The 24,027-nt window shown below is 68.5% G+C and carries 27 protein-coding genes and 1 tRNA gene; 11 read left to right on the top strand and 17 right to left on the bottom strand.

Annotation, left to right across the window (positions count from 1 at the left end; all coding sequences use genetic code 11):
- Nucleotides 1–95 precede the first annotated feature (95 nt).
- Nucleotides 96–178: transfer RNA gene (locus BEMPMBAN_RS10420), tRNA-Tyr, on the bottom strand.
- Nucleotides 179–336: 158 nt separating this feature from the next.
- Between BEMPMBAN_RS10420 and BEMPMBAN_RS10415 the strand changes: the two genes are divergently transcribed.
- Entirely contained in the window at nucleotides 337–828 is a 492-nt protein-coding gene (locus tag BEMPMBAN_RS10415; protein WP_159230268.1) for a YajQ family cyclic di-GMP-binding protein, read from the top strand.
- Here BEMPMBAN_RS10415 and BEMPMBAN_RS10410 read toward each other — a convergent pair.
- Nucleotides 815–1,258: a type II toxin-antitoxin system VapC family toxin gene (locus tag BEMPMBAN_RS10410; protein WP_159230267.1), complete on the bottom strand. Its 444-nt coding sequence runs from the start codon at nucleotides 1,256–1,258 to the stop codon at nucleotides 815–817. The genes BEMPMBAN_RS10415 and BEMPMBAN_RS10410 overlap by 14 nt on opposite strands.
- Nucleotides 1,245–1,502: a ribbon-helix-helix domain-containing protein gene (locus BEMPMBAN_RS10405; RefSeq protein WP_159230266.1), complete on the bottom strand. Its 258-nt coding sequence runs from the start codon at nucleotides 1,500–1,502 to the stop codon at nucleotides 1,245–1,247. Before BEMPMBAN_RS10405 ends, BEMPMBAN_RS10410 begins: the two co-directional genes overlap by 14 nt.
- A 116-nt stretch (nucleotides 1,503–1,618) precedes the next feature.
- Between BEMPMBAN_RS10405 and BEMPMBAN_RS10400 the strand changes: the two genes are divergently transcribed.
- Nucleotides 1,619–2,644, top strand: a complete 1,026-nt coding sequence (locus tag BEMPMBAN_RS10400) for an NAD(P)H-dependent glycerol-3-phosphate dehydrogenase (protein WP_159230265.1) — start codon at nucleotides 1,619–1,621, stop codon at nucleotides 2,642–2,644.
- Nucleotides 2,645–2,647: 3 nt separating this feature from the next.
- On the opposite strand, the gene BEMPMBAN_RS10395 is transcribed toward BEMPMBAN_RS10400, so the two are convergent.
- The 4 genes from BEMPMBAN_RS10395 to grcC1 all read right to left on the bottom strand — a co-directional run bounded on the left by BEMPMBAN_RS10395 (nucleotide 2,648) and on the right by grcC1 (nucleotide 5,804).
- Nucleotides 2,648–3,196 (bottom strand): hypothetical protein, encoded by a 549-nt coding sequence (locus tag BEMPMBAN_RS10395; RefSeq protein ID WP_425294955.1) that lies wholly within the window; start codon nucleotides 3,194–3,196, stop codon nucleotides 2,648–2,650.
- Between the two features lie 33 nt (nucleotides 3,197–3,229).
- The gene (locus tag BEMPMBAN_RS10390) at nucleotides 3,230–3,694 is read right to left on the bottom strand and encodes a hypothetical protein (RefSeq protein ID WP_159230264.1); all 465 of its coding nucleotides are present in this window, start codon (nucleotides 3,692–3,694) and stop codon (nucleotides 3,230–3,232) included.
- A gap of 134 nt (nucleotides 3,695–3,828) precedes the next feature.
- Entirely contained in the window at nucleotides 3,829–4,701 is an 873-nt protein-coding gene (gene htpX / locus BEMPMBAN_RS10385) for a zinc metalloprotease HtpX (RefSeq protein WP_159230263.1), read from the bottom strand.
- 95 nt (nucleotides 4,702–4,796) lie between these two features.
- Nucleotides 4,797–5,804 (bottom strand): nonaprenyl/(2E,6E)-farnesyl/geranylgeranyl diphosphat synthase, encoded by a 1,008-nt coding sequence (gene grcC1 / locus BEMPMBAN_RS10380; RefSeq protein WP_200845934.1) that lies wholly within the window; start codon nucleotides 5,802–5,804, stop codon nucleotides 4,797–4,799.
- A 21-nt stretch (nucleotides 5,805–5,825) separates the two neighbouring features.
- Between grcC1 and menJ the strand changes: the two genes are divergently transcribed.
- Both menJ and BEMPMBAN_RS10370 read left to right on the top strand, forming a co-directional pair.
- Nucleotides 5,826–7,076 (top strand): menaquinone reductase MenJ, encoded by a 1,251-nt coding sequence (menJ, locus tag BEMPMBAN_RS10375; RefSeq protein ID WP_159230262.1) that lies wholly within the window; start codon nucleotides 5,826–5,828, stop codon nucleotides 7,074–7,076.
- Between the two features lie 97 nt (nucleotides 7,077–7,173).
- Entirely contained in the window at nucleotides 7,174–7,593 is a 420-nt protein-coding gene (locus BEMPMBAN_RS10370; protein ID WP_159230261.1) for a GAF domain-containing protein, read from the top strand.
- Between the two features lie 79 nt (nucleotides 7,594–7,672).
- On the opposite strand, the gene BEMPMBAN_RS10365 is transcribed toward BEMPMBAN_RS10370, so the two are convergent.
- Both BEMPMBAN_RS10365 and BEMPMBAN_RS10360 read right to left on the bottom strand, forming a co-directional pair.
- A complete protein-coding gene (locus BEMPMBAN_RS10365; RefSeq protein WP_159230260.1) occupies nucleotides 7,673–8,731 on the bottom strand; it encodes an alpha/beta hydrolase in 1,059 nt (352 codons plus the stop codon).
- A 120-nt stretch (nucleotides 8,732–8,851) separates the two neighbouring features.
- Complete coding sequence (locus BEMPMBAN_RS10360) at nucleotides 8,852–9,541, bottom strand: demethylmenaquinone methyltransferase (protein ID WP_159230259.1); 690 nt, start codon at nucleotides 9,539–9,541, stop codon at nucleotides 8,852–8,854.
- A gap of 70 nt (nucleotides 9,542–9,611) precedes the next feature.
- Here BEMPMBAN_RS10360 and BEMPMBAN_RS10355 point away from each other — a divergent pair, with 70 nt between their 5' ends.
- Complete coding sequence (locus BEMPMBAN_RS10355; RefSeq protein ID WP_159230258.1) at nucleotides 9,612–10,436, top strand: SDR family oxidoreductase; 825 nt, start codon at nucleotides 9,612–9,614, stop codon at nucleotides 10,434–10,436.
- A gap of 14 nt (nucleotides 10,437–10,450) precedes the next feature.
- Here the strand turns inward: BEMPMBAN_RS10355 and BEMPMBAN_RS10350 are convergent, their stop codons facing one another.
- The gene (locus BEMPMBAN_RS10350; RefSeq protein WP_159230257.1) at nucleotides 10,451–10,933 is read right to left on the bottom strand and encodes a nitroreductase family deazaflavin-dependent oxidoreductase; all 483 of its coding nucleotides are present in this window, start codon (nucleotides 10,931–10,933) and stop codon (nucleotides 10,451–10,453) included.
- A 74-nt stretch (nucleotides 10,934–11,007) separates the two neighbouring features.
- Between BEMPMBAN_RS10350 and BEMPMBAN_RS10345 the strand changes: the two genes are divergently transcribed.
- Nucleotides 11,008–11,517 carry a MarR family transcriptional regulator gene (locus BEMPMBAN_RS10345; RefSeq protein WP_159230256.1) on the top strand — a complete coding sequence of 170 codons (510 nt, stop codon included), beginning with the start codon at nucleotides 11,008–11,010 and terminating at the stop codon, nucleotides 11,515–11,517.
- A gap of 217 nt (nucleotides 11,518–11,734) precedes the next feature.
- A complete protein-coding gene (locus tag BEMPMBAN_RS10340) occupies nucleotides 11,735–13,525 on the top strand; it encodes a thiamine pyrophosphate-requiring protein (RefSeq protein ID WP_159230255.1) in 1,791 nt (596 codons plus the stop codon).
- A 15-nt stretch (nucleotides 13,526–13,540) separates the two neighbouring features.
- Here BEMPMBAN_RS10340 and BEMPMBAN_RS10335 read toward each other — a convergent pair whose 3' ends face one another.
- Nucleotides 13,541–14,668, bottom strand: coding sequence for a glycosyltransferase family 4 protein (locus BEMPMBAN_RS10335; protein WP_159230254.1), 1,128 nt, complete (start codon nucleotides 14,666–14,668; stop codon nucleotides 13,541–13,543).
- Between the two features lie 86 nt (nucleotides 14,669–14,754).
- Between BEMPMBAN_RS10335 and BEMPMBAN_RS10330 the strand changes: the two genes are divergently transcribed.
- Entirely contained in the window at nucleotides 14,755–15,444 is a 690-nt protein-coding gene (locus BEMPMBAN_RS10330; protein ID WP_159230253.1) for a DsbA family protein, read from the top strand.
- Here BEMPMBAN_RS10330 and BEMPMBAN_RS10325 read toward each other — a convergent pair whose 3' ends face one another.
- The 3 genes from BEMPMBAN_RS10325 to BEMPMBAN_RS10315 form a co-directional block, all read right to left on the bottom strand.
- Complete coding sequence (locus tag BEMPMBAN_RS10325) at nucleotides 15,445–15,972, bottom strand: DUF3592 domain-containing protein (RefSeq protein ID WP_159230346.1); 528 nt, start codon at nucleotides 15,970–15,972, stop codon at nucleotides 15,445–15,447.
- Between the two features lie 77 nt (nucleotides 15,973–16,049).
- Entirely contained in the window at nucleotides 16,050–17,711 is a 1,662-nt protein-coding gene (menD, locus tag BEMPMBAN_RS10320) for a 2-succinyl-5-enolpyruvyl-6-hydroxy-3-cyclohexene-1-carboxylic-acid synthase (RefSeq protein WP_159230252.1), read from the bottom strand.
- 2 nt (nucleotides 17,712–17,713) lie between these two features.
- Nucleotides 17,714–18,496, bottom strand: a complete 783-nt coding sequence (locus tag BEMPMBAN_RS10315; protein ID WP_159230251.1) for an alpha/beta fold hydrolase — start codon at nucleotides 18,494–18,496, stop codon at nucleotides 17,714–17,716.
- 115 nt (nucleotides 18,497–18,611) lie between these two features.
- Between BEMPMBAN_RS10315 and BEMPMBAN_RS10310 the strand changes: the two genes are divergently transcribed.
- Nucleotides 18,612–19,469, top strand: coding sequence for a type IV toxin-antitoxin system AbiEi family antitoxin domain-containing protein (locus tag BEMPMBAN_RS10310; protein ID WP_159230250.1), 858 nt, complete (start codon nucleotides 18,612–18,614; stop codon nucleotides 19,467–19,469).
- On the opposite strand, the gene BEMPMBAN_RS10305 is transcribed toward BEMPMBAN_RS10310, so the two are convergent.
- From BEMPMBAN_RS10305 to BEMPMBAN_RS10295, 3 genes are read right to left on the bottom strand one after another with little or no spacing between them, the layout of a single operon-like run.
- Nucleotides 19,444–20,205 carry a DJ-1/PfpI family protein gene (locus BEMPMBAN_RS10305; RefSeq protein WP_159230249.1) on the bottom strand — a complete coding sequence of 254 codons (762 nt, stop codon included), beginning with the start codon at nucleotides 20,203–20,205 and terminating at the stop codon, nucleotides 19,444–19,446. The two genes, BEMPMBAN_RS10310 and BEMPMBAN_RS10305, sit on opposite strands and share 26 nt — an antisense overlap.
- Before the next feature lie 19 nt (nucleotides 20,206–20,224).
- Nucleotides 20,225–21,190, bottom strand: coding sequence for a GlxA family transcriptional regulator (locus tag BEMPMBAN_RS10300; protein ID WP_159230248.1), 966 nt, complete (start codon nucleotides 21,188–21,190; stop codon nucleotides 20,225–20,227).
- 53 nt (nucleotides 21,191–21,243) lie between these two features.
- On the bottom strand, nucleotides 21,244–22,242 hold the full coding sequence (locus BEMPMBAN_RS10295) for an o-succinylbenzoate synthase (RefSeq protein ID WP_159230247.1): 999 nt from the start codon (nucleotides 22,240–22,242) through the stop codon (nucleotides 21,244–21,246).
- A 204-nt stretch (nucleotides 22,243–22,446) separates the two neighbouring features.
- Between BEMPMBAN_RS10295 and BEMPMBAN_RS10290 the strand changes: the two genes are divergently transcribed.
- On the top strand, nucleotides 22,447–22,797 hold the full coding sequence (locus BEMPMBAN_RS10290; protein WP_159230246.1) for a YciI family protein: 351 nt from the start codon (nucleotides 22,447–22,449) through the stop codon (nucleotides 22,795–22,797).
- Entirely contained in the window at nucleotides 22,794–24,020 is a 1,227-nt protein-coding gene (locus BEMPMBAN_RS10285) for an RNA polymerase sigma factor (RefSeq protein ID WP_159230245.1), read from the top strand. The genes BEMPMBAN_RS10290 and BEMPMBAN_RS10285 overlap by 4 nt, the downstream gene beginning before the upstream one ends.
- Nucleotides 24,021–24,027: the final 7 nt, after the last annotated feature.

Here is a 24,027-nt window from a genome sequence, read left to right as displayed (position 1 = left end):
CGGCCCGAGCCCGTTCGGGCTCACCCGCGGCGCGGCGGTGAATGGCGTCCATCCTGAACGCAATCAGGCCCCCTCGGAAGGGGGCCTGATCAGCGTGGCAGGTACAGGATTCGAACCTGTGTAGGCGTAAGCCGACGGATTTACAGTCCGCTCCCATTGGCCGCTCGGGCAACCTGCCTGGGTGCTGCGTGTGCGCTCCAAGCGCGTTCAGCAGGATACAACGACGACCGGCCCCCGGCACAAACCGGCGGGTGGGGGCCGGTGTTCACGTTGTGCCGCGCAGCGGCCAAGATGGAACCAAGCACTCACACCACCATCGAGGGAGGGACGAGTCCAATGGCGGATTCATCGTTCGACGTCGTCAGCAAGGTCGATCGCCAGGAGGTCGACAACGCGCTCAACCAGGCTGCCAAAGAGCTGTCCACGCGCTTCGACTTCCGTGGCACCGACACCAGCATCGAGTGGAAGGGCGAGGAGGCCATCGAGATCGTCTCCTCCACCGAGGAGCGGGTGAAGGCCGCCGTCGACGTGTTCAAAGAGAAGTTGGTGCGCCGCGACATCTCCATGAAGGCGTTCGACGCCGGGGATCCGCAGGCCAGCGGCAAGACCTACAAGGTCAGCGGCACCCTCAAACAGGGCATCAGCAGCGAGGAAGCCAAGAAGATCACCAAGCTCATCCGCGACGAAGGCCCCAAAGGCGTCAAGGCGCAGATCCAGGGCGAGGAGATCCGCGTCAGCTCCAAGAAGCGCGACGACCTTCAGGCGGTGCAGTCACTGCTGCGCGGCGCCGACCTCGACGTCGCCGTGCAGTTCGTCAACTACCGCTGACGCCGTCCACCGGATGCCGCCAACGCAGTCGACCGAACCTGGCGAAGCCGCGGTCGGCGCTCAGAAATGTCGCGTTGTTCTCGACTGCGTACGCGGCGAGGTAGGCGTCGGGCACGTCGTTGCCGCGGGCGTCGATGTCAGCGGCCAACTGCCGAAACAGGTCCCAATGGCGTGAGCCGGCCCGAAGGGCGATCGTCGCCGGAGCTCGCAGCAAGGCATCGACCGCTGCCCACGCTTCGGCCGGTGAAGTGGGCTCACGAAACACCCTGCGATTTGTCATGATCCGCACGAAACCGCTTGTGACGACGTCGGGGATGCCAAGGGGTTGGTCGTCGTTCGCCCATTGCTCGAGGAGCACTCGGTACGTCTGATTCTCGGGCAGGTCCGCGCGGTACGCGTACACCAGAACGTTGGTGTCAACGCATCGCATCGAGCGATTCCTCGGTATCCATGCTCTCGGACAGCGAGGCGTTCGACGACAGATCCACGCCGGGCATCAGTCCGCCTTCGCCTATGGGCTGCACCGAGAAGGTCTCGCGTGCGCCGGCGTCGGCCGGATTGAGGCCCCGGCGGACTGCGTCCTCGAGTACAGCGGCCACCGTTCGGCCTGTGCGGGCCGCACGCTCCTTGACTTCGCGATACAGCGCGTCGTCGATACGGATGGTGGTACGCACGATGGCACCTTAGCATCCACACTAAGCACATAGATGCTTTACCAGTTCAGCGCGGTTTTTCGGCGATGCTCGCCAAACCCGCCCTGCAGCCGAGGCGGCCGCCCTAATGTGTCGCTATGGCACCCAAGCAGCGCGAACCCAACGTCGTCGTCCTCGGTGGTGGATCCTGGGGGACGACCGTCGCGTCGATCTGCGCCCGGCGCGGACCGACACTGCAGTGGGTGCGCTCCCAGGAGACCGCCGACGACATCAACAACAACCACCGCAACACCAAGTACCTCGGCGACGACGTCGAGCTCTCGAAGACGCTGCGCGCCACCACCGACTTCTCCGAGGCCGCCGAATGCGCCGACGTCATCGTCATGGGTGTGCCGTCCCACGGCTTTCGTGCGGTGCTGACCGAGTTGGCCCGCGAACTGCGCCCGTGGGTCCCGGTGGTGTCGCTGGTCAAAGGCCTCGAGCAGGGCACCAACTACCGGATGAGCCAGATCGTCAACGAGGTGCTGCCCGGCCACCCGGCCGGAATCCTGGCAGGCCCGAACATCGCCCGAGAGGTGGCCGACGGTTACGCGGCCGCCGCGGTGCTCGCGATGCCTGATCAGGGCCTCGCCGCGCACCTCGGAGAGCTGTTCCGCACCAAGCGCTTCCGCACCTACACCACCGACGACGTCATCGGCGTCGAGATGGCCGGCGCGCTGAAGAACGTGTACGCGATCGCGGTGGGCATGGGCTACTCACTCGGCATCGGGGAGAACACCCGCGCCATGGTGATGGCCCGCGCGGTGCGGGAGATGTCGAAGATGGGCGAAGCGCTGGGCGGGCACCGCGACACCTTCGCCGGGCTGGCCGGAATGGGCGACCTGATCGTCACGTGCACCAGCCAGCGCAGCCGCAACCGGCACGTCGGCGAGCAGCTCGGCGCGGGCAAGCCGATCGACGAGATCATCGCGTCGATGAACCAGGTGGCCGAGGGCGTCAAGGCCTCCAGCGTGATCATGGAGTTCGCCGACAAGTGCGGCATCACGATGCCGATCGCGCGGGAAGTCGACGGCGTGGTCAACCACGGCTCCAGCGTCGAGCAGGCCTACCGGGGCCTGATGGTGGAAAAACCCGGCCACGAGGTGCACGGGTCCGGCTTCTGAGCCTCAGTTCATGTAGGGGTTGGTGCCCTCGGGCCGGGCCACCAACGGGTTGACCGCGTTGACGATGAACGAACCGGCTGGGCTGATCACAAAACCCGACTGGTTCTTGCTGTCGACGCAGGCGGTCATCGCCCCGTCACCGCCGCAGCTGACGGTGCCGAAGCTCAAGCGGGTGTTCGGCGGGAGCTCATTGACCGGCCCGCCGTACATCGGGGTGGCCGACGCGCCGAAGGTCGGCACTCCGCCCGAGCTACCGCCGACCAGGTTCGCACCTTCCGGTCCCGCGGGGATCGGGCCGTTGCAGCCGTAGCCGCCGGAGCGCTGCAGCATGCAGGTCAGCCCTGCTGAGCCGAACACGTAGGCCGAGCCGTCGTAGACCGCGAAGTCCTTCGGGTTCACCGGCGGCATCGCGTTGATGTCGGGGGCCGGCGGCGTGGGTGGTGGTGGCGGGGGCTGGGCCGCGGCCAGACCCGACACGCTGAGAACAGCGGCCGCGGCGACACACGCGGGAGCCACGAGCCTGCCGAGGAGAATTCTGCTGCGCACGGTCACAGCCTATGTGTCGTCGACGAGGGCAGCAGTGTTTCAGAAGGTGAAGCTGCCGGCAGGGCTGAGGACGAAGCCCGACTGGTCGACGGTGTTGAGGCAGGAGGTGACCACGCCGTCGGTGCCGCAGCTCACGGTGCGGAAACTCATCCGGGTGTTGGGGGGAAGCGGCCGGGGGTTGTCGACGGCGCCGTACATCGGGCGGTCGGAGTTGCTGAAGCCGGGGCTGCCGCCGACCCAGCCGGTGACCAGGTTCGCGCCGCCCGGCGCCGCAGGCAACGGACCGCTGCAGCCGTAGCTGCCGGTCTGGCGGTCCATCACACACGTCACCCCGCCCGGGACACCGAAGGAGTACCAGGCACCCTCGTTCGCGGCGAAGTCCATCGGATTGACCGGCGGCATGGCGTTGACGTTCGGCAGCGCGGGCGGGTCGGCCGCGGCGACGCCGGGCAGGGCCAGGGCCGCCACAGCCGCTGCAGCCCCGGTGAGGATTCTGGTCAGCACGCCGCTCACCCTAAGCGGCGGGTTGCGGGCGCGCACCCTGCGCTCCGAGACCGCGCCGCGACGCTTTGGCCGGAACGGTATTCCAGCAGCAAAAATGCGCGTGCGGACCTGCCGGAATACCGTTCCGGCGGAGGTCAGTAGGGGCCGCGGCCTGCCATCGCTTCCAGCCGGGCGATCCGGTCCTCCATCGGCGGGTGCGTCGAGAACAGCTTGCCGATCTTCTCGCCCGCGCGGAACGGGTTGGCGATCATCAGGTGCGCCTGGTCGGCCAGTTGCGGCTCCGGCGGCAGCGGCGCCTGCTGCACCCCGGCGCTGATCTTGCGCAGCGCGCTGGCCAGCGCCAGCGGATCACCGGTGAGCTCGGCGCCGGACTGATCGGCCTGATACTCCCGCGACCGCGACACCGCCAGCCGGATGACCGTCGCGGCGATCGGGCCGAGTAGCGAAACCAGAAGGATCGCAAAAGGATTGGTTCCGCCGCCCCGATTGCCGCCGAACATCGTCGCGAAGAACGCCAGGTTGGCCAACGCGGTGATCACCGAGGCCATCGCGCCCGCCACACACGAGATCAGGATGTCGCGGTTGTAGACGTGAGACAGCTCGTGGCCGAGCACGGCCCGCAGCTCGCGCTCGTTGAGGATTCCCAGGATCCCGGTGGTGCAGCACACCGCGGCGTTGCGCGGGTTGCGGCCGGTGGCGAACGCGTTCGGCGCGGCGGTGTCGCTGACGTAGAGCCTGGGCATCGGCTGCCGGGCTGTCGTCGCGAGCTCGCGGACGATCTTGTACATCACCGGCGCCTGCATCTCGGTGACGGGCTGGGCGTGCATCGCGCGCAACGCCATCTTGTCGCTGTTGAAGTACACATAGGCGTTCATGCCGACGGCGAACAGCACCGCCAGGAACATGATGTTGCGCCCGAACATGGCGCCGACACCGACGATCAGACCCGAGAACACCACCAGCAACAGGAACGTCTTCGCCCTGTTGGCGTGTGGATGCCAAGTCATCGTGGCTCCTCCTTGAAAAGCTGCCGACTCGCGAAAGCTGCGAGAGTCATCGCTGTAGTCAACGCCCAGGTGGCACCTGCTGGTTCCTTCGGGGTTCAGCCGTCCCGGGTGATGGTGTAGTTCACCAACGTGGCCAACGCCTGACGCCCCGGCCCATCGGGAAGCTGCGCCAGCTCCACCTCAGCCTGCTTGGCATACCCCGCCACCGTCTCCTTGGCCTTCGCGATGCCCTGTGAGGCGCGCAACAGCCGAAGCGCCTCGGCCAGGTCGTCGTCGTCGTTGACCGGGCCGGCCAACAGTTCACGCAACCGTTCGGCGTCCGGGCCGGTCTCGCGCAGCGCGTACAGCACCGGAAGCGTGTGCACACCTTCGCGAAGGTCGGTGCCGGGCACCTTCCCCGACTCGTCGGGGTCACTGTCGATGTCGATGATGTCGTCGGAGATCTGGAAGGCCGTGCCCACGATTCCACCGAGCCGGGCCAGCCGCTCGACCTGGTCGGCGTCGGCGCCGGAGAACGTCGCCCCGAACCGGCCGGAGGCCGAGATCAGACACGCCGTCTTCTCGTAGACCACCTTGAGGTAGTGGTCCACCGAGTCGACGTGGTCGGCCGTGCCGCGGGTCTCCCGCATCTGGCCGGTCACCAGCAGCGCGAAGGTGTCGGCGATAATCCGCACCGCCTCCGGACCCAGCTTGGACACCAACCGCGACGCCGTCGCGAACAGATAGTCGCCGGCCAGGATCGCGATGTTGTTGCCCCACCGGGCGTTGGCGCTGGGCGCTCCGCGGCGCATCTGCGCCTCGTCCATCACGTCGTCGTGGTACAGCGTCGCCAGGTGCACCAGCTCGATCACCGAGCCGGCGACGGTGACCTGCCAGGCGTCGGGGTCAGGCCCCAGCTGCGCGGACAGCACCGTGAACAGCGGCCGGAACCGTTTGCCGCCGGCCTGGAACAGATGGTTGACGGCCTCGGCCATCAGTGAGTCGGCCCGGCCCAGCTCCTCGGACATCAGCGCCTCGATGCGGGCCACTCCGTCTCGGACGTCCTGCGCGAACCGGGGGTCCCCGAAGTCCACTCCCGCCACCACGTTCGCCGGTGTCCTCACACTGCCAACATACTGGGAGACGTGGACAGTCCGGCGGGCGAGGCGAACCAGGCGTCGAGCAGCGCTGACGTAGTGGTGGTCGGGGCCGGGCCCGCCGGATCGGCGGCGGCGGCGTGGGCGGCGCGCTCCGGGCGCGACGTGCTGGTGATCGACTCCGCCCAGTTCCCGCGAGACAAGGCGTGCGGTGACGGGCTGACGCCCCGCGCCGTCGCCGAACTGCGACGGCTGGGGCTGGGCTCCTGGCTGGAGGACAAGATCGCCCACCGCGGGTTGCGGATGTCGGGGTTCGGCGCGGACGTCGAGGTGACGTGGCCGGGTCCGTCGTTCCCACCGTCGAGCAGCGCGGTACCGCGCACCGAGCTCGACGAGCGGATCCGTCTGGTCGCCGTCGACGACGGCGCGAAGATGAAGCTCGGCGCCAAGGCCGTGGACGTCGAACGTGATCCGTCGGGCCGGGTGACGGGTGTGGTGCTTGCCTCCGGGGAGATGGTCCGGTGCGCCGACCTGATCGTCGCCGACGGCGCCCGCTCCACGCTGGGCCGCATCCTCGGCCGCGAATGGCACAAGGAGACGGTCTACGGGGTGGCGATCCGCGGTTACATCGCCACCCCGCGCAGCAACGAACCGTGGATCACCTCCCACCTGGAGCTGCGCTCTCCCGACGGTGAGGTGCTGCCCGGGTACGGCTGGATCTTCCCGCTGGGCAACGGCGAGGTGAACATCGGCGTCGGGGCGCTGGCCACCTCGAAACGGCCCGCCGACGCGGCGCTGCGCCCACTGATGAGCTACTACACCGATCTGCGCCGCGAGGAGTGGGGCTTCGACGGGCAGCCGCGGGCCGGGTTGTCGGCTCTGCTGCCGATGGGCGGCGCCGTCTCCGGGGTCGCCGGGCGCAACTGGATGCTGATCGGCGACGCCGCGGCGTGTGTGAACCCGCTCAACGGCGAGGGCATCGACTACGGGCTGGAGACCGGCAGGCTGGCGGTGGACCTGCTGGGGCTCGACGACTATTCGGGTGCGTGGCCGACGGTGCTGCACGAGCACTACGCGCGGGGGTTCTCGGTGGCACGCCGGCTGGCGCTGCTGTTGACATTCCCGCGGTTCCTGCCGGCGGCCGGGCCGCTGGCGATGCGGTCGTCGGCGTTGATGAAGATCGCGGTGCGGGTGATGGGCAACTTCGTCACCGACGAGGACGCCGACGCGGTGGCCCGGGTGTGGCGCGGGGCGGGCCGGCTCTCGGGCCGGGTCGACGCGCGCCGCCCCTTCACATGACAGGTGCCTTCGCTCCGCGAGTTCCGCGAGCGCGCGTGTTTGTACACCGGCGCGCCGCTATCGGTGTGCATTTGCGCGCGTTCATCGTGGGGCGAGCGTGACGTCCGTGTACCGGGCACCGTTGCGCTCGCGCCGTGACGACGTGGATCCGCAGGGTGCGATCGAGCGGGCACACGCGTTGGGGCTGTGCGGTTTCGGCGGTGATCGTGACCCGGAGCGGCTGGCCCGCCGCGTCGAGCGCTTCGCCGACGTGCCCGACGGGTCGTTCGTGTGGACCCGCGACGCCGCCGGGCTGTACTGGCTGGGCCGACTCGACGGGCCGTACTTCTACGACGCCGAAGGCGAGGACGTCGACCTGGTCCACGTCCGGGCATGCCGGTGGCTGACCGCCCCGATCGTCGAGTCCGCGACGCCTCCCGCGGTCATCGCCACCTTCGGTCGAGGCGGGCGCAATTTCCAGCAGATCCACGATCCGGACGTCGGCGGTCAGTCCGCGCGGCAGTGGGAACATTGCTGACACTGTCGAGCGCCGCGAGGGTGCGCGTTGGTACGTCTACTGCGGCGCGTCGAGGTGCAGACACGCTCGCTCGCCGAACCTAGGCCAGCGAGCGCGCGAAGCCGCTGACGTCGCGGACGCTGGCACCGAACACCTCCGGCATCGCGCTGCCGAACAGCAGGTCCCCGCCGTGACAGGTGCCGGCCACCACCCGTCCGACAGCAGGCACCCCGGCACGCAGCAGCCGACGGTAGTACTGCAGGCCTTCGTCGCGCAACGGATCGAGCTCGTTGACCGAGATCACATGTGGAGGAAGCTCTTTCAGCTCGTCGTCGGTGGCCATCGCGGGCCAGCAGGTGGCATCGCCGGCATGTGCGCTGTCGGGATCATAAAGCGATCCCAGCAGTGCGGCCTGTTCGCGACTGATGAAGTATCCGTCGTTCTCCTCGAGCGAGGGCAGATCGTCGCACTGGTCGAGCCACCGGTTCGAGATGAACGGGCATTGCGCGTAGAAGCCTGCGATCTCGTTGACCCAACCCTCCCGTTTCGCCTTGTGCGCCAAAGTCAGTGTCAGGTTGCCGCCACCGGATTCCCCGGAGGCGACGATGTGGCTGATGCCGAGGTCGCGGCGGTTGGCGCTGACCCAATGGGCGGCCGACGCGCAGTCGTCGAGCCCTGCCGGGAACGGATGCGAGCCGAGTTTGGCGCTGGAGTTGCGGAATTCGACCCCGACGACGACGAGCCCGGTCGCGGCGAGATGTCCACGCAGCCGCACGTAGCAGAGGTCCGTGGCGCTGCCGATCGCCATTCCGCCGCCGTGCAGGTGCAGGATGGCCGGTAGCGGGCCATCAGCGTCATCAGGCCTGCTGATGTACAGCGTGATGTCGTTGCCATCGACACCGGTGATGGTTGTCGTGGTGGACAACACACCGTCGGGTTCGGTGACGTCGGTGGCCAGCGTTTCGAAGATCGCGCCGATGGCTTCTTCGCTCATGGCCGCGAACGCGTGCCGCTCTTCCAGCGGCGAGTCGACGGTCAGCCCGCTCGACGGCATCCGCCCCTCCAAACCGAATCGGGAGAATGCCTCGACCATGCGAGGATCCGAGCGCGGGTCAGAGCCCAGCGTGGCGTCGGGGTCTGCGTGTCGTCCCTGCGGCATGGTCGTGACGGTAGCGCTGTTCCGGGTGCCGAAGGGGCGCTTTCGCGGGCGACGAACGCGCGCGAATGTACGGCCGGCGCGGCGTGTCGGTGTGCAGACCCGCGCGCTCGCGGAACGGAGTCAGTGCGGCTTGGTGGCGGCGTGCAGCGCGACGATGCCGCCGGTCAGGTTGCGCCACCGCACGTCGGTCCAGCCGGCCGCACCGATGCGCCGCGCGAGCTCGGGCTGCTCCGGCCACGCCCGGATCGACTCCGCCAGATACACATAGGCGTCGGGGTTCGACGACACCGCGCGGGCGATCCGGGGCAGCGCCTGCATCAGATACTCCTTGTACACCGTGGAGAACAGCGTGTTGGTCGGCGTCGAGAACTCGCAGACCACTAACCGTCCACCCGGGCGCGTCACCCGGGCCATCTCCCGCAACCCCGCGGAGTGGTCGACGACGTTGCGCAAGCCGAAGCTGATCGTCACCGCGTCGAACACCCCGTTGTCGAACGGCAGCCGGGTGGCATCGGCCGCCACCTTCGGCACCCGGCGGGCCGCACCCGCGCCGAGCATGCCGACGGAGAAGTCCGCGGCCACACACCACGCACCCGAAGCCGCCAGCTCCTCGGTCGACACAGCGGTGCCGGCCGCCAGATCGAGCACCTTGTCGCCCGGCCCGATCCGCAACGCCTCGCGGGTGGCACGGCGCCAGAACCGGTCCTGGCCCAGCGAGAGCACGGTGTTGGTCAGGTCGTAACGGCGTGCGACGCCGTCGAACATCGACGCGACCTCATGGGGATCCTTCTCCAGCGACGCGCGATTCACCCGACCGACGCTACCTGTGAACCTGCTTGTGATGGGAATGCACGGCGGCGCCGTGCGCATTGATCCACCCATGACCGAAAAGATCTGGTTCATCACCGGCACCTCCCGCGGCTTCGGACGCGAATGGACGATCGCCGCGCTGCAGCGCGGCGACAAGGTCGCCGCCACCGCACGCGACGTGTCCACCCTCGACGACCTCGTCGCCGAGTTCGGCGACGCGCTGCTTCCGATCACGCTGGACGTCACCGACCGGGCAGCCGACTTCGCCGCAGTCCAGCAGGCCCACGAGCATTTCGGTCGGCTCGACATCGTCGTCAACAACGCCGGCTACGGGCAGTTCGGGTTCATCGAGGAACTCTCCGAATCCGAGGCGCGCGCACAGATCGAGACCAACGTGTTCGGTGCGCTGTGGATCACCCAGGCCGCGCTCCCCTACCTGCGGGCGCAGCGCAGTGGACACATCGTCCAGGTGTCCTCGATCGGCGGCATCACGGCCTTCCCCGATGTAGGCATGTACCACGCGTCGAAGTGGGCGCTGGAAGGTTTCTCCCAGGCCCTCTCCCAGGAAGTGGCGCCCTTCGGAGTGCACGTCACGCTGATCGAACCCGGTGGCTTCTCCACCGACTGGGCGGGCCCGTCGGCCAAGCGCGCCGAGGCGCTGCCCGACTACGCGCAGGCGCATGCCCAGTCCGACCAGCGGCGGGCGTCGCGCTCGGCGCGGCCCGGGGATCCGCGGGCGTCGGCCCGCGCGATTCTCAAGGTCGTCGACGCGCCGCAACCACCGCTGCGGGTGTTCTTCGGCGCGGTGCCGCTGCAACTGGCCAAGGCCGACTACGAGAACCGGCTCGCGACCTGGGAGCAATGGCAGCCGGTGGCGGTCGAAGCGCAGGGCTGACGCCGCGACGCGGTTTAGCCGAGGTGGAATTCGACCATCGGCAGGGCAGTGTCGTGGAGTTCGATCGGACGTCCCAGCGTGTTCTCCAACGTCGGCCCCAACTTGGCCCAGGCACGTGGATGTCGGGTGACGTACGCCTTGAGCGCGGCATCCGCCTCGGAGGTGGTGAGGCGACGGGCTTCGGCGGGTACCGCCCGGCGAAATCCGGTCGAGATCCTGACGTTCGGCTCCGCCAGCACATTCTGGAACCACTGCGCCCGCTCACCGAATCCCGACGCCACCAGATAACGATCCGGTGCCGGATGCCCGAGAACCTCGAGCACGGCGAACCGGGCGGCGCCGGTCCTACGGCCCTTGTGCTCGAGCAGCAACATGCGGTGGCCGAAAACAAAGCCGAGACCGGCGCGGTAGACCCAGATGGGTGCACGCATCAAGGCGCGCGATTTCAGCGCTCGTTCTGCCAGTTTCACCCTGCCTGTGGAGTGGGGCGGTGTCATGTCGCTCCTCCGTTCGTCGCTGTTCCGGCGCACTCGCTTGCCGCACATAAAGGTCCTTGAGCAGAATCCACGACATGGCTCAGCAGCGCCGAGCGCGCACCCCGACCGATACCCCGGCGCCCGAGCAGGTTGACGCCGTCCTGGTGGCGTCCCGTGCGCTGGTCGGCATCGCCGCGGCGTCGATGGCCGGTGTCGACGACGTCGTCACGGTTCCGCAGTTCCGGGTGCTTGTCATGGTCTACACCCGCGGCCCGATGAATCTCGCCTCGGTCGCCGCCGGTCTGGACGTCAACCCGTCCAACGCCAGCCGCACGTGCGATCGACTCATCAAAGAGGGCTTGCTGGACCGCCGGCCCTCCGAGGTGGACCGCCGCAACATCGTCCTCACCCTGACCCTGCCCGGACGCCGACTGGTGGAGAACGTCACCCGGCGGCGCAGGACAGCCATCCAGCGGATCCTGCGCCGGATGGCGGCCGCCGAACGCGACGCACTCGCCGGTGCGCTCGCCGCGTTCGCCGAAGCGGCGGACGAGACCAACGACGAAGCCAGCGTCCTGACACTGCTCTGGCCCGCGTCGTCCTGATCGGCCGATGCGCTGCATCTCTCCTTGCTACCGGAATCCATTGCGCGTACGCAACTGACTGCGGAGTTCGATCAGCCCTGGATCGACATCGGAAGCGAGTGGAATCGTGGCCACGTTTTAGCACTCCTGCTTGCTGTTTCGAGCCTGCGGACCCGGGTACTCGCCCGGAAGCGAAGCGGCGCACTAACTGGTGCGCCCCACACCGCGGAGGAGGAATATGGCAGAAGACGTGGCGGACTTCCTGGTGAAGCGCTTGCGCGAATGGAACGTCGAGCAAGTGTTCGCCTACCCTGGTGACGGAATCAACGGCCTGGTGGCCGCCTTCGGAAGAGCCGACAACAAGCCGCAGTTCGTCCAAGCCCGGCATGAGGAGATGGCCGCGTTCGAAGCAACGGGCTACGCGAAGTTCTCCGGTCGCGTCGGCGTCTGCATGGCCACCTCGGGACCGGGGGCGGTGCATCTGCTCAACGGTCTGTACGACGCCAAACTCGACCGTGTCCCAGTGGTGGCGATCGTCGGGCAGACCGCGCGCAGCGCCATGGGCGGCAGCTACCAGCAGGAGATCGACCTCCAAGCGCTGTACAAGGACGTTGCAAGCGAGTACCTGGTCGAGGTCAACGTGGCGAGTCAGCTACCCAACGCGCTGGACCGCGCCATCCGAACCGCGCTAACCCGGCGCGCGCCGACGGCCATTATCATCCCATCTGACCTGCAGGAACAGCCTTACGAGGCGCCGGGACACAAATTCAAGCATGTGCCGTCGAGTACTCCGGGCTATGAGCACCCGATTGTGGTGCCCCACGATGACCAGGTGCGCTGGGCCGCCGACATCATCAACGCCGGAAGCAAACTGGCCATCCTGATCGGGCAGGGTGCGCGCTCGGCTGCCACCCAGGTTCAACAGGTCGCCGAACTCACCGGCGCCGGCGTGGCCAAGGCCCTGCTGGGCAAGGATGTGCTCTCCGACGACCTGCCGTATGTCACCGGTTCGATCGGACTTCTGGGCACCCGACCCAGCTACGAACTGATGCGCGACTGCGACACCCTGCTGATCGTCGGCTCCAACTTCCCGTACAGCCAGTTCCTGCCGGACTTCGGGAAGGCACGCGGTATCCAGATCGACATCGACGGCACCGCGATCGGCATGCGCTACCCGACCGAACTCAACATCGTCGCCGACGCGGCGTCCACGTTGGACAAGCTGATTCCGTTGCTCGAACGCAACGAAGACCGGTCGTGGCAGGAGACGATCGAGAAGAACGTCGCCCGCTGGTGGGAAACCATCGAGCGGCAGAGCATGCTGTCCGCCAAGCCGGTCAACCCGATGCGCGTCGCCTGGGAACTGTCCGAACGGCTGCCTGCCAACGCGATCGTCACGGCCGACTCCGGGTCCTCGACCAACTGGTATGCGCGCTGCGTGCGTTTCCGCAACGAAGTACGCGGGTCGCTGTCAGGCACGTTGGCCACCATGGGCCCCGGGGTGCCGTACGCGATCGGCGCCAAGTTCGCCCATCCCGACCGGCCGGTGATCGCCATGGTCGGCGACGGCGCGATGCAGATGAACGGTTTGGCCGAACTGCTGACCATCAGGCGTTACCAGGAGCAATGGACGGATCCGCGGCTGATCATCTGCGTGTTCCACAACAACGACCTCAACCAGGTCACCTGGGAACTGCGAGCCATGGGCGGCGCACCGAAGTTCGAGGAATCGCAGACCATTCCCGAAGTGTCCTATGCCGAGGTGGCCCGCGTGATGGGACTGCAGGCCATCGCCGTGGACAACGAGGACGACATCGGCTCCGCCTGGGATCAGGCGCTGTCCGCCGACGGACCGGTGGTGCTGGACTTCCGGTGTGACCCCGAGGTGCCGCCGATACCGCCGCACGCCACCTACGAACAGGCCAAGGAGCTGACCTCCTCGATCCTCAAGGGCGATCCCGCCGCCTGGCATCTGATGGTCCAGGGAACCAAGACCAAGGCGCAGGAGTTCGTCCCGCACCGCGGCTGAGTGTGGACCCAGGGGTCACGCCGCTTTCGCGGCGCCGAACCCGAGCACCTCGTCGTAGTGGGCGACCAGTTCGTCGCAGATCACCGGCCAGGTCCGGCCGAGCACACTGCGGCGGGCCGCCAGCGAGTAGCGACGGCGTTCGGCCACCAGATGGTCGACCGACTCCGGTAACCGCGCTTCAAACTCACCGACGGGCAGCAACAGGCCGGTGCGGTACGGCGCGACGAGGTCACGAGGGCCGCCGGCATCGGGCGCGATGACCGGCAGCCCCGAGGCCATCGCCTCCTGCACCGCCTGGCAGAACGTCTCATGCTCGCCGGGGTGCACGAAGACGTCCATGCTGGCGTACGCGGTGGCCAGAGCGTCGCCGTACAGGGATCCCGTGAAAACCGCACGGGGAAGCACGGTTTGGAGCTTGTCCCGATCGACGCCGTCGCCCACGATAACGAGCTGCAGATCATCGCGACCGGCCAGCGCCGCCAGTCGTTCCACATGCTTCTCGGGCGCGAGGCGCCCGACAAACCCGACGACCGGCTTGCCGTCCGGAGACCAGGACCGGCGCAGCCGTTCATCGCGCGCCGAAGGCGCGAAGCCCGTCACATCCACCCCGCGCGCCCACTTGTGAACCCGCGGAATACGATGCGCAGCAAGATCTTCCATCGCTGATGTGGACGGAGCCAGAGTGCGGTCAGCCCGCTTGTGCAGATGTCGGGTCCACGCCCACGCCGCACGTGAGGCGATCCCGATGCCATAGCTGCTCGCGAAGCCCGCGATGTCGGTCTGGAACACCGCGACCGTCGGCACGCCCAGATAGCGCGCGGCGTGTAGACCGCCGTAGCCGAGAAGCGCAGGCGAAGCAAGGTGGACCACGTCGGGGTCGAACCCGCGCAGCACGCCGACCAGCCGCGGCCGCGGCACACCCAGCGGCAGTGAAGTCACCTTGGGGAACATCCGCGACGGCACCCGGTGGACGCGGATACCCTCGTACACCCTGTCGGCGGGAGCCTGCCCGCGCGGGGTGTCCGGGGCGATGACCAACACCTCATGGCCGGTACGGCGAAGATGCTCGATCACCCGGAGCACCGAGTTGGTGACGCCGTTGACATTCGGGAGGAATGATTCTGCGACGATCGCGACCCGCACACTGGGACAGTGACATCACCATCTGTCGGCGAGGTTGCCAGAAGGGATATGCCACACGAATTGCCGGGCGCAACTACTCTCTCGACATGCGGATTTCCAGGACGACGGTGGTCATCGGAATCCTCGGGCTGCTGCTCGCGGTCGTCGGCTGCGCCAATGAGATCACCGGGACCGCCCTTCCCGACCCCACCAGGGTGCCCCTGAGCGTGGCCTCCGACGGGTACGGGATCGTCGCCGGGTTCGACGACGCGCCCGCACAGATCGAGATTTTCACCGAACCGCAGTGCCGTCACTGCGCCGACCTGCAAGCCGACTTCGGTGACCAGCTGGCCTACCTGATCAGCGTCGGCAGCCTGCAGGTCACCTACCGTCCCCTGACCTTCATGGACGACGACTACGACGGATACTCGTCGAAGGTCGCCAACGCGATGTTCCTGGCCACACAACCGCCGGTGTCCGGAGCGGCGGCCGACGGCTCCCAGTTTCAGCGCTTCGTCGAAGAGCTCTGGGCCAGCCAGGATTCCGGTGGGCAGCCGTTCACCGCGGATGAACTCCGCGAGATGGCGTCCGCCGCGGGGATGTCCGACACCGTAGCCGATTCCGTCGCAGGTGATAGAGAAGCTGTCGACGTCGCCGAGATGGAGGAAGCCAACTTCGGCTACCTGTTCGACATCGATCCGCTGCAGACCGGCACCCCAACGGTTTACGACTTGCAGGCCGGCGAGAAGCTCGACATCTACGACGACGACTGGCTCGACGAACTCGTCACGTCCTGACTAGACCGTCACGTCGCGTCGATCCAGGCGCCGTTCCAACATCGCGGTCATGCCCAGCGCCGCACCTGCGACCAGCCACCCGACGACCGCGATCGATCCCGCGGGGACGACCGCCAGCGAGGCATCGCGGTCCCGTACCCGCACCAGATCCGGGTTGTTGGTGTCGTACTCGACATAGATGCGCATCCCGGGTTCCAGCTCCGACGGGTACAGCACGCCGAGTTCGGGACGATAGGTCACCCGGTCGGGCGTGACGAACTCGATGGTCGACCGTCGCGGGCCGGCGTCGAGCACGTTGGCTTCGGCTACCCCGAGGTGACGTTCGATCTGCTGGTCGTTGCGCCAGGCACCGGCCACCAGCAGCACCGACTGCAACGTCACCAGGCATGCCGCCACCACGATGCCGATCCGGATACGCCGCACGATGCGGCCGCCGCGCGTCTCTCCCGGCTCACCGTAAAGGTGCGGAATGATCAGACGCCACAACGCTTTCAATCGAGCGAACGCTGCGCTGGCCGCTTCGCTCACCCGAGCCGTCTTGTTCGCTTCGCTCACCCGAGCCGTCTTGTTCGCTTCGCTCACCCGAGCCGTCTTGTTCGCTTCGCTCACAGTGAAGCCTTGATCGACGCATGCAACGCCCGCAACGACGACCTGTCGGCCTTCACCTCCAACACCCGCATGCCGTCACCCGGCTCGTCGAGCGCGTCGTCGAGTTCGCCGACCTCGATCTGCCGACTCTCCACGTGGTAGGCGCGGCACAGCGCACCGACATCGACGTCGTGGGGAGTGCCGAAGATGCGTGACGACACGTCGGCGAACCTCGGATCACCCTGCTCCAGCAGCTCGAAGATGCCGCCGCCGTTGTCGTTGGACACCACGATGGTGAGATTGCGTGGTGTCGGCTCCGTCGGCCCGATCAACAGCCCCGAGCTGTCGTGCACGAACGTCAGGTCCCCCAGAAGCGCGATGGTGCGGCCCCCGCCGGCGCGTTCGAACGCCAGCGCAGCCCCGATCGCGGTGGACACCGTTCCGTCGATCCCCGCCACGCCGCGGTTGGAGCGCACCTTCACACCGGTGGCGTCGAACCCCACCAGGGCGATGTCGCGGACCGGGTTCGACGCACCCAGCACCAGCTGGTCGCCCGGGCGCACCGCATCCGCCACCGCCGCGGCGACATGCAGGCCGGTGGTCAACGGATGGGCAGCCAGCTGCTCGCGCACGGCGCTGACGGCATGGTGATTGCCCTCCTTGCAGCGACGGAGCCAGTCCGGCGACGGCGTGCCGGTGGTGACTGCGCGTGTGCCGGTCGCCTGCGAGTTGCCCGATACGTCGGGCCAGCGCGGGCCGGTGGTCAGCGCGAAGACCGGCACCGAGGAGTCGGCCAGCAGCGCCGACACCGGTCGGTGCAGGGTCGGGCGGCCCAGCATGATGACCTGCTTCGGGTGCAGCAGCGGCAGCGCGAACGGATGCAGTGGGTTGCCCGCGGGCGGCGCGGTCGGCTCAGCGACCGTCGGCAGATGATCCAGATTCGGATGCACACCTGCGCCGTGCCCAGCAATGACCACGGTGTCGGCCGTCAGGTCGATGTCCAGCGGCTGGTCGAACGTCACCGGCGGCGTGTAGGTCCACGCCCTCCCGTCGGGACGGCCTTCTGGGGCATACAGCCGGCCTGGCTCGTCAACGTCGTCGGCGGCGGGCACCAGCGGCTCGCGCAGCGGAATGTCGAACTGCACAGGTCCGGCGTTTGCCGACCGAGATCCCATGGCCGCCACCAGAACCCGGCACGTCGCCGACCGCCACTGCGCGTTGAAGGTGTCGAGTTCGCCGGAAACCCCACCACGCAGATCGGGAGCCAGGCCGAGGCTGATGTTGGCACGCACCTGGGTGCCGAAGTAACCCAGCTGCTCGAATGTCTGGTTGGCGCCGGTGCCCAGCAGTTCGTAAGGCCGGTTGGCCGAGAGCACGATCAGCGGCACCCGGGCGTAGTTGGCCTCCACCACCGCCGGGCCCAGGTTCGCCACCGCGGTCCCGGACGTCATGGCCACACAGACGGGCGCCCGCTCGGCGGCGGCCAAGCCGATCGCCAGGAAGCCGGCCGTGCGTTCGTCGATGCGCACATGCAACCGCAGCCGGCCCGCGCGGTCGGCGTCGTGCAGCGCGAACGCCAGTGGGGCGTTGCGCGACCCCGGGCACAACACCACGTCGCGGACACCGCCGCGGATCAGTTCGTCGACGACCACCCGGGACTGCGCGGTCGAGGGGTTCATCCCTACAGACTATCGGCGAAGAATTTCAGGATCGCGGTGTTGACCACCTCGGGCTTCTCGATGAACCCGAGGTGCCCGGCGCCGGGAATCTCCAGAAAACGCCCGTTGGGCAGCGCGTTGGCGACCTCCCGGCCCAGATGGGGCGGCAGCACCACGTCGTCGGCGAAACCGATGACCAGCGCCGGGGTGGTCACATTCTGGTAAGCGGCCAGGCGGCTTTCCCGCGGGGCGATGGTCAGATGGGTCCGCATGCCGGGGGTCGGCTTCTGCGGCCACATCGTGAACATGTCGATCCAGTCGCGTACTGCGCTGTCGTCGTTCAGCGTCTTCGGCGAAAAGCTTTCCAGCAGGCGGACTTTCGCCTCGAACTCGACGGGGAGCTGAACGCCGGACTCCGCCAGCGCCAGCTCGCCCTTCCAGAAGAAGTCGCGCGAGCGGTCGTGGCGGCCGCGGGTGGCCATCAGCACCGCCGATCGCACCAGCTCCGGCCGGGCCACCATCAGCTCCTGGGCGATGTAGGAGCCCATGGACACCCCGACGATCCGGGCCGGGCCGAGGTCGAGCTTCTCGATCAGATCGGCGACGTCGCCGACCATCGTCTCGGTGGTGAACCCCTCGGCGTTCTCGGTGGCGCCGACCCCGCGGTTGTCGAATGTCACACAGCGGTAGCCGGCACGGGTGAACACCGGTACCTGATGCAGGTGCCAGGTGCGCCCTGCGCCGCCACGACCTGCGATGAACAGCACCGGCTCCCCCGCGCCGCGGTCGTCATATGCCAAATTCACCCCGCAGAGGCTACTGCAGGCGTTGTTTCGGCGTGAATATCGCCGCTCAGCGACGACAAACACGCCGAAGTCACGGGGAACGGAACCTGCCGGGCGGCGGCTGCGTCCGAACAGCATGCTCGACGGGTATCTGCGACGCCACGACGGTGTCATCACGCTCGAACAGGCGCGCGCAGCCGGCCTCAGCCACTCCGGCATCCAACGCCGCATCACGTCGGGCCGCTGGGTGCGCTGCGCCCGCGGCGTGTACTTCGCCGACGACCGGCCGTTCACCGACGCCGCCCGCGTCCGTGCGGCGGTCTGGGGTTACGGCCCGCGAGCCGTCGGCAGCGGGCTGACGGCGGCGTGGTGGCACGGCCTCACGAAGTTCGCGCCTGAAGTGGTCGAAGTGACCCTGCCGCGGGACAGCAACGGCCGCAAACGCCAGGGCTGCCGACCACGACGGCGGGACCTCCACCGCTCGGATGTCACCGAGATCAAGGGGATGCGCGTGACCAATCTGCCTCTGACCGTCGTCGAGGCCGCTGCCATCGGTGGTGGCGGCGCGAAGCTGATGGATTGGGCGCTGCAGACCCGGGTCGACTTGCCGACGCTGTGGCAGGCTCACCTCCGCCACAAGGGCAGGCACGGTGCACCCCGAGCCCGGCGGTTGCTCCGGGCAGCGGACAGCGGCGCTCGTTCCGAGGCCGAGCGACTGCTGCACGGGCTGCTGCGCGAGGCCGGTATCACCGGCTGGAAGGCGAACTACCGCGTCGGCGGCTACCGGGTCGACGTCGGCTTCCCCCGGCAGAAGGTGGCCATCGAGGTCGACGGCTTCGCCTTCCACAGCCGTGTCGAGGAGTTCCAGGTGGATCGGGTCCGTCAGAACGGCATCGTGCTGCTGAAATGGCAGGTGCTGCGGTTCACCTGGCTGGACCTGGTGGAGTACCCGGAGCGGGTCATCGCGGTCATCCGGTCGGCGACTTCGGCGTGATCATCGTCGCTGACCGGCGACGAGCACGCCGGGATCGCACGGTGCGCAGGGCCGCGTCCCACAACAGTCCGGTGCTCGCCGCCAGTGCTGCAGGTTTTGCCAGCTCCTTGGACATCATCGCGGTGGCCAGCGCCTTGGTGCTCGCCGAGGCCTTCGACATGTGGCCGGAGTCGAACGGCGGTTGCGGGTCGTACTCCATGGACAGCTGGATGGCCCTGGCCTTGCCCTCGCCGCCGATGCGGCCTGCCAGCCACAGCCCGAGGTCGATACCGGCCGACACCCCGGCGCAGGTGACGGTCTTGTCGTCGGCGGAGACGATGCGCTCGTCGCCGACGGGCTGCGCGCCGAACGTGCGCAGCACCGGCAACGCCGCCCAGTGGGAGGTGGCCCGCTTGCCCTCCAGCAGGCCCGCGGCGGCCAGGATCAGCGAACCCGAGCACACCGACGCCGTCCACGTCGAGGTCTGATGCGCGGTGCGCACCCAGTCGAGCACCTTCGGGTCGCGGGCGTGCTCGACGGTGCTGAAGCCGCCCGGGATCAGCACCACGTCCGGCGAGGGGGTTTCGTCGAACGAATGGGTGGCACCGACGAGCAGCACCGCCGAGTCCGCGGCGATCGGACCGGGCTGGTGCCACACGAACCGGACCTCGGCGTCGGGCAGGTAACGCAGGCTCTCGTAGGGGCCGATGAAGTCCAGCGCGGTGAATCCCGGGTACAGCATGATCGCGATCTGCATGGTCGATCTCCTTGTCGAGTCAGGCGAATGTCTTGCGGTACTGATCTGGAGAGATACCGAGGCGGCGAACGAAGTTGCGGCGCAACGTCTCCGCCGAACCGAAGCCGCACCGCGCGGCGATGACCGTCACGGTGTCCCCGCTTTCTTCGAGTTGGCGGCGAGCGGCCTCGGTGCGGATCCGTTCGACGTAGGCGCCGGGCGCTTCGCCGACCTCCTCGGTGAACACCCGGGTGAAGTGCCTGGGGCTCATCGCCGCGCGGCGGGCCAGCTCGGAAATGCTGTGTGCCCCTCCGGGTTCGGCCTCGATCGCTTCCTGCACGTCGCGGATCGGGGTGCGACGGGCGCGGGGCATCCACACCGGTGCGGCGAACTGGGTCTGTCCGCCCGGGCGACGCAGGTACATCACCAGATAACGGGCGACGGTTTGTGCGGCCTCGGTACCGTGGTCATCCTCGACCAGCGACAGCGCCAGGTCGATACCTGCGGTGACCCCGGCAGCGGTCCACACCTTCTCGGAACTGCGGACAAAGATCGGATCGGAATCCACGGTGACCAACGGGAATTCGGCGGCCAGCTGCGGGGCGAACGCCCAGTGGGTGGTGGCCACGCAGCCGTCGAGCAGACCGGCCGCAGCAGCCAGCACCGCCCCGGTGCAGACGCTGACCACGCGGCGGGCATGACCTGCCACCGTCGATATCCAGTCGATCAACTCGGCGTCGTTGCGGGCGGTCTCGGTACCCCAGCCACCGGGCAGAACCAGGGTATCCACCGCCTCGCCGGGGTCCGGCAGCGGCGCGGCGACCAGCGTCAGCCCGGTGCCCGTGCTGACCGGGGCCCCACCCGACGACACGATGCGCACGTCATATCCCTCATCGCCGCCGTGCGTGCGCACATACTGCGATGCCCCGGTGAACACCTCGAACGGGCCCACCATGTCGAGAGCCTGCACACCTTCGAAGCCGAGGATGAGCACCGTGCGCCGCATGCACCCAGTGTTGGCCAGTCAGCCCATGGCGTCCAGGCCATGTATCCCACAGATCAGGACAACAAGGGGTGGCAGGCGCGGATGCGCTCGATCCACCACTGCCTGCGCGCAGGCGGCGCTGCCAGCGCTTCGAGTCGCGCCGGGTCGGGTGTCACGGTCGTCACGGGCAGGTGGCCGTCGACCGGTGGTACCGGCTCGGCGACGTCGTCGACGAACAACCCCCCGGTGCCCAGGCCACACGCATAGGGCAGGTCAGGCAGGCAACCGGCGGCGACCAGCCCGGCGCCGATCCCCACCGCGGAGTCCAGGGCGCTGGACACGACGACCGGGATGTCGATCTGACCGGCGATGGCCAGCATGGCGTGAACACCACCCAGCGGCGCCACCTTGAGCACCGCGACGTCGGCGGCCCCGCAGCGGACCACGTGCAGCGGGTCCTCGGCCTTGCGGATGCTCTCGTCGGCGGCGACGGGAACGTCGACGCGACGCCGGACCTCGGCCAGCTCACCGACGGTCCTGCAGGGCTGCTCGAGATACTCCAGCGGTCCGTCGGCGGTGAGCGCCCGCGCCGCAGCGACGGCGGCGTCGACATCCCAGCCGCCGTTGGCGTCGACCCGCACCGTCGGCACCAGCGCACGTACCGCGTTGACCCGGGCCACGTCGTCGGCCAGCGACTGTCCGGGTTCGGCGACCTTCACCTTCGCCGTCCGCGCGCCGGGAAAGCGGTCGAGCACCCCGGCGACCTCGGCGGCCGCGACGGCGGGCACCGTGGCGTTGATCGGGATGCGGTCCCGACGGACCTCGGGCCGAGTGCCGTAGGCCGCCTCCAGGCCCGCGGCCAGCCATTGGGCGGCCTCGGCCGGCTCGTACTCGACGAAGGCCCCGAACTCCCCCCATCCGGCAGGGCCGTCGATCAACGCCACTTCGCGGGTGGTGAGGCCGCGGAAGCGCACCCGCATCGGCAGCGCGACGACGTGAAGCCGCTCGAGCAGGTCGGACAACTCCACCGCCCCGTGTGCGGTCACCAGTACGTCGACATCGTCAACACTCATTGCAGCCCACGGCTTCTGGTCGTCTTCATCGGTGGGCCCCGGTTCGGACCGGACGCCCGTTCCCACACGCTACCAACGCCGGCTGACCGGTCCGCCGAACGCGCGCGGGAGTCACACCGCACGAGGATGTCCTTTTCGGTGCGTCCCGTTCGTCTTCTTGATGTGATTCCACAAACGGGTCACCCCATCAGAAGGAGAACGCACATGCCTCAGTACGCCGCACTCACCTACACCGCAGACGTCGACTGGACTGCCCCCGAGCAGGCGGCCGAGATGGCCGAATACCGCGAGTTCGGGGCGACACACGGCGGTTCGATCCGCGGAGGCGCCGCGCTGTACCCGACCTCGACCGCCACCACCGTGCGGGTCACCGGCGCTCGCGGCGGTGACGTCGTCCTCAGCGACGGGCCCTATGCCGAAACCAAGGAAGCGCTCACCGGGTTCTTCTTGATCGAGGCCGCCGACCTCGACGAGGCCCTGCGGATGGCCGCCGAGATTCCCGCAGCGTGGGGAGGTGCGGTCGAGGTGCGTCCGGTCATCGAGTTCGCGGGGTGAGCACAGCCGAGAGTCGGTTGGCCGAGACGATCCGGGTCGAGGGTGCGCACATCCTGGCCACCCTCACCCGGGTCCTCGGCGACCTGCACCTCGCCGAGGACGCCGTGCAGGAGGCCGCTGCCCGCGCATTGCGGCAGTGGCCGGTCACCGGGGTGCCCGAATCGCCACGCGCCTGGCTGACCGTCACCGCCCGGCGGGCGGCCATCGACGTCATCCGCCGCGAGGGCTCTCGGACCGCCAAGGAGCGTGCCGCCATGGACCTGCACTTCGACGACGAGCCACCACCCGGGCCTGTGGTCGAGGACGACATGCTGCGGCTGCTGTTCACCTGCGCCCACCCCGCACTGGCTCTCGAAGCCCAGGTGACACTCGCCCTGCGGGTGCTGTGCGGACTGTCGCCCGCCCAGATCGCCGCGGTGTTGCTGAGCAGCGAGTCCGCGGTGGCCAAGCGGTTGACCCGGACCCGCGCCAAGATCGCGCGCGCCGCGATCCCCTATCAGGTGCCGTCGAGCGACGAGCTGCCGCAACGCCTCTCGGCGGTGTGCGCAGTGGTCTACACGCTGTACACCAGCGCCCACAGCGCGACCGCCGGCCGCGAGCTCAGCGATGTGGACGGCTGCCGGGAAGCGGTCCGGCTGGCACGGCTGGTCTGCGCGCTGATGCCCGACGAAGGGGCACCGATGTCGGTGCTTGCCCTGATCCTGCTGACCGAGGCCCGTCGCAGCGCCCGCACCGACACCGACGGCAATCCGGTGGTCCTGGCCGAGCAGGACCGGGTGGCGTGGGACGCCGCGGCGATCGACGAAGGACGCTCGTTGCTGGCAGCTTCGTTGCGGCGCTCCGGCGGTATCGGTGACCCCTACCAGTTGCAAGCGGCGATCGCGGCTGAACATGCCACCGCGGCGTCCTACCGGGACACTGACTGGACCGAGATCGTGCGGCTCTACGACCTGCTCGTCGGCGTGCACCACAGTCCCTCCGCCAGACTCGCCCGGGCCGTCGCGGTGGCAGAGGCCCAGGGAACGTCGGCGGGTCTGGCCGCACTGACCGAACTCGAGCCCGACAACCGCTGGCATGCGGTGCGCGCCGAGTTGCTGGCCCGCGACGGACGCTACGTCGAGGCGATCGACGAGATGACGGCGTCGATATCGGCCGGCACCAGTGACGCCGAGGTCGAGCATCGGCGGCGCCTCATCACGCAGTGGACTCGGCGAGTCGTCTGATCCCGGC

This window comes from Mycolicibacterium austroafricanum (genome assembly GCF_902705885.1).
Taxonomy (GTDB): Bacteria; Actinomycetota; Actinomycetes; order Mycobacteriales; family Mycobacteriaceae; genus Mycobacterium; species Mycobacterium vanbaalenii_A.
The sequence above is the reverse complement of the archived record's forward strand: the minus strand, read 5'-3'. Positions and strand labels throughout refer to the sequence as shown.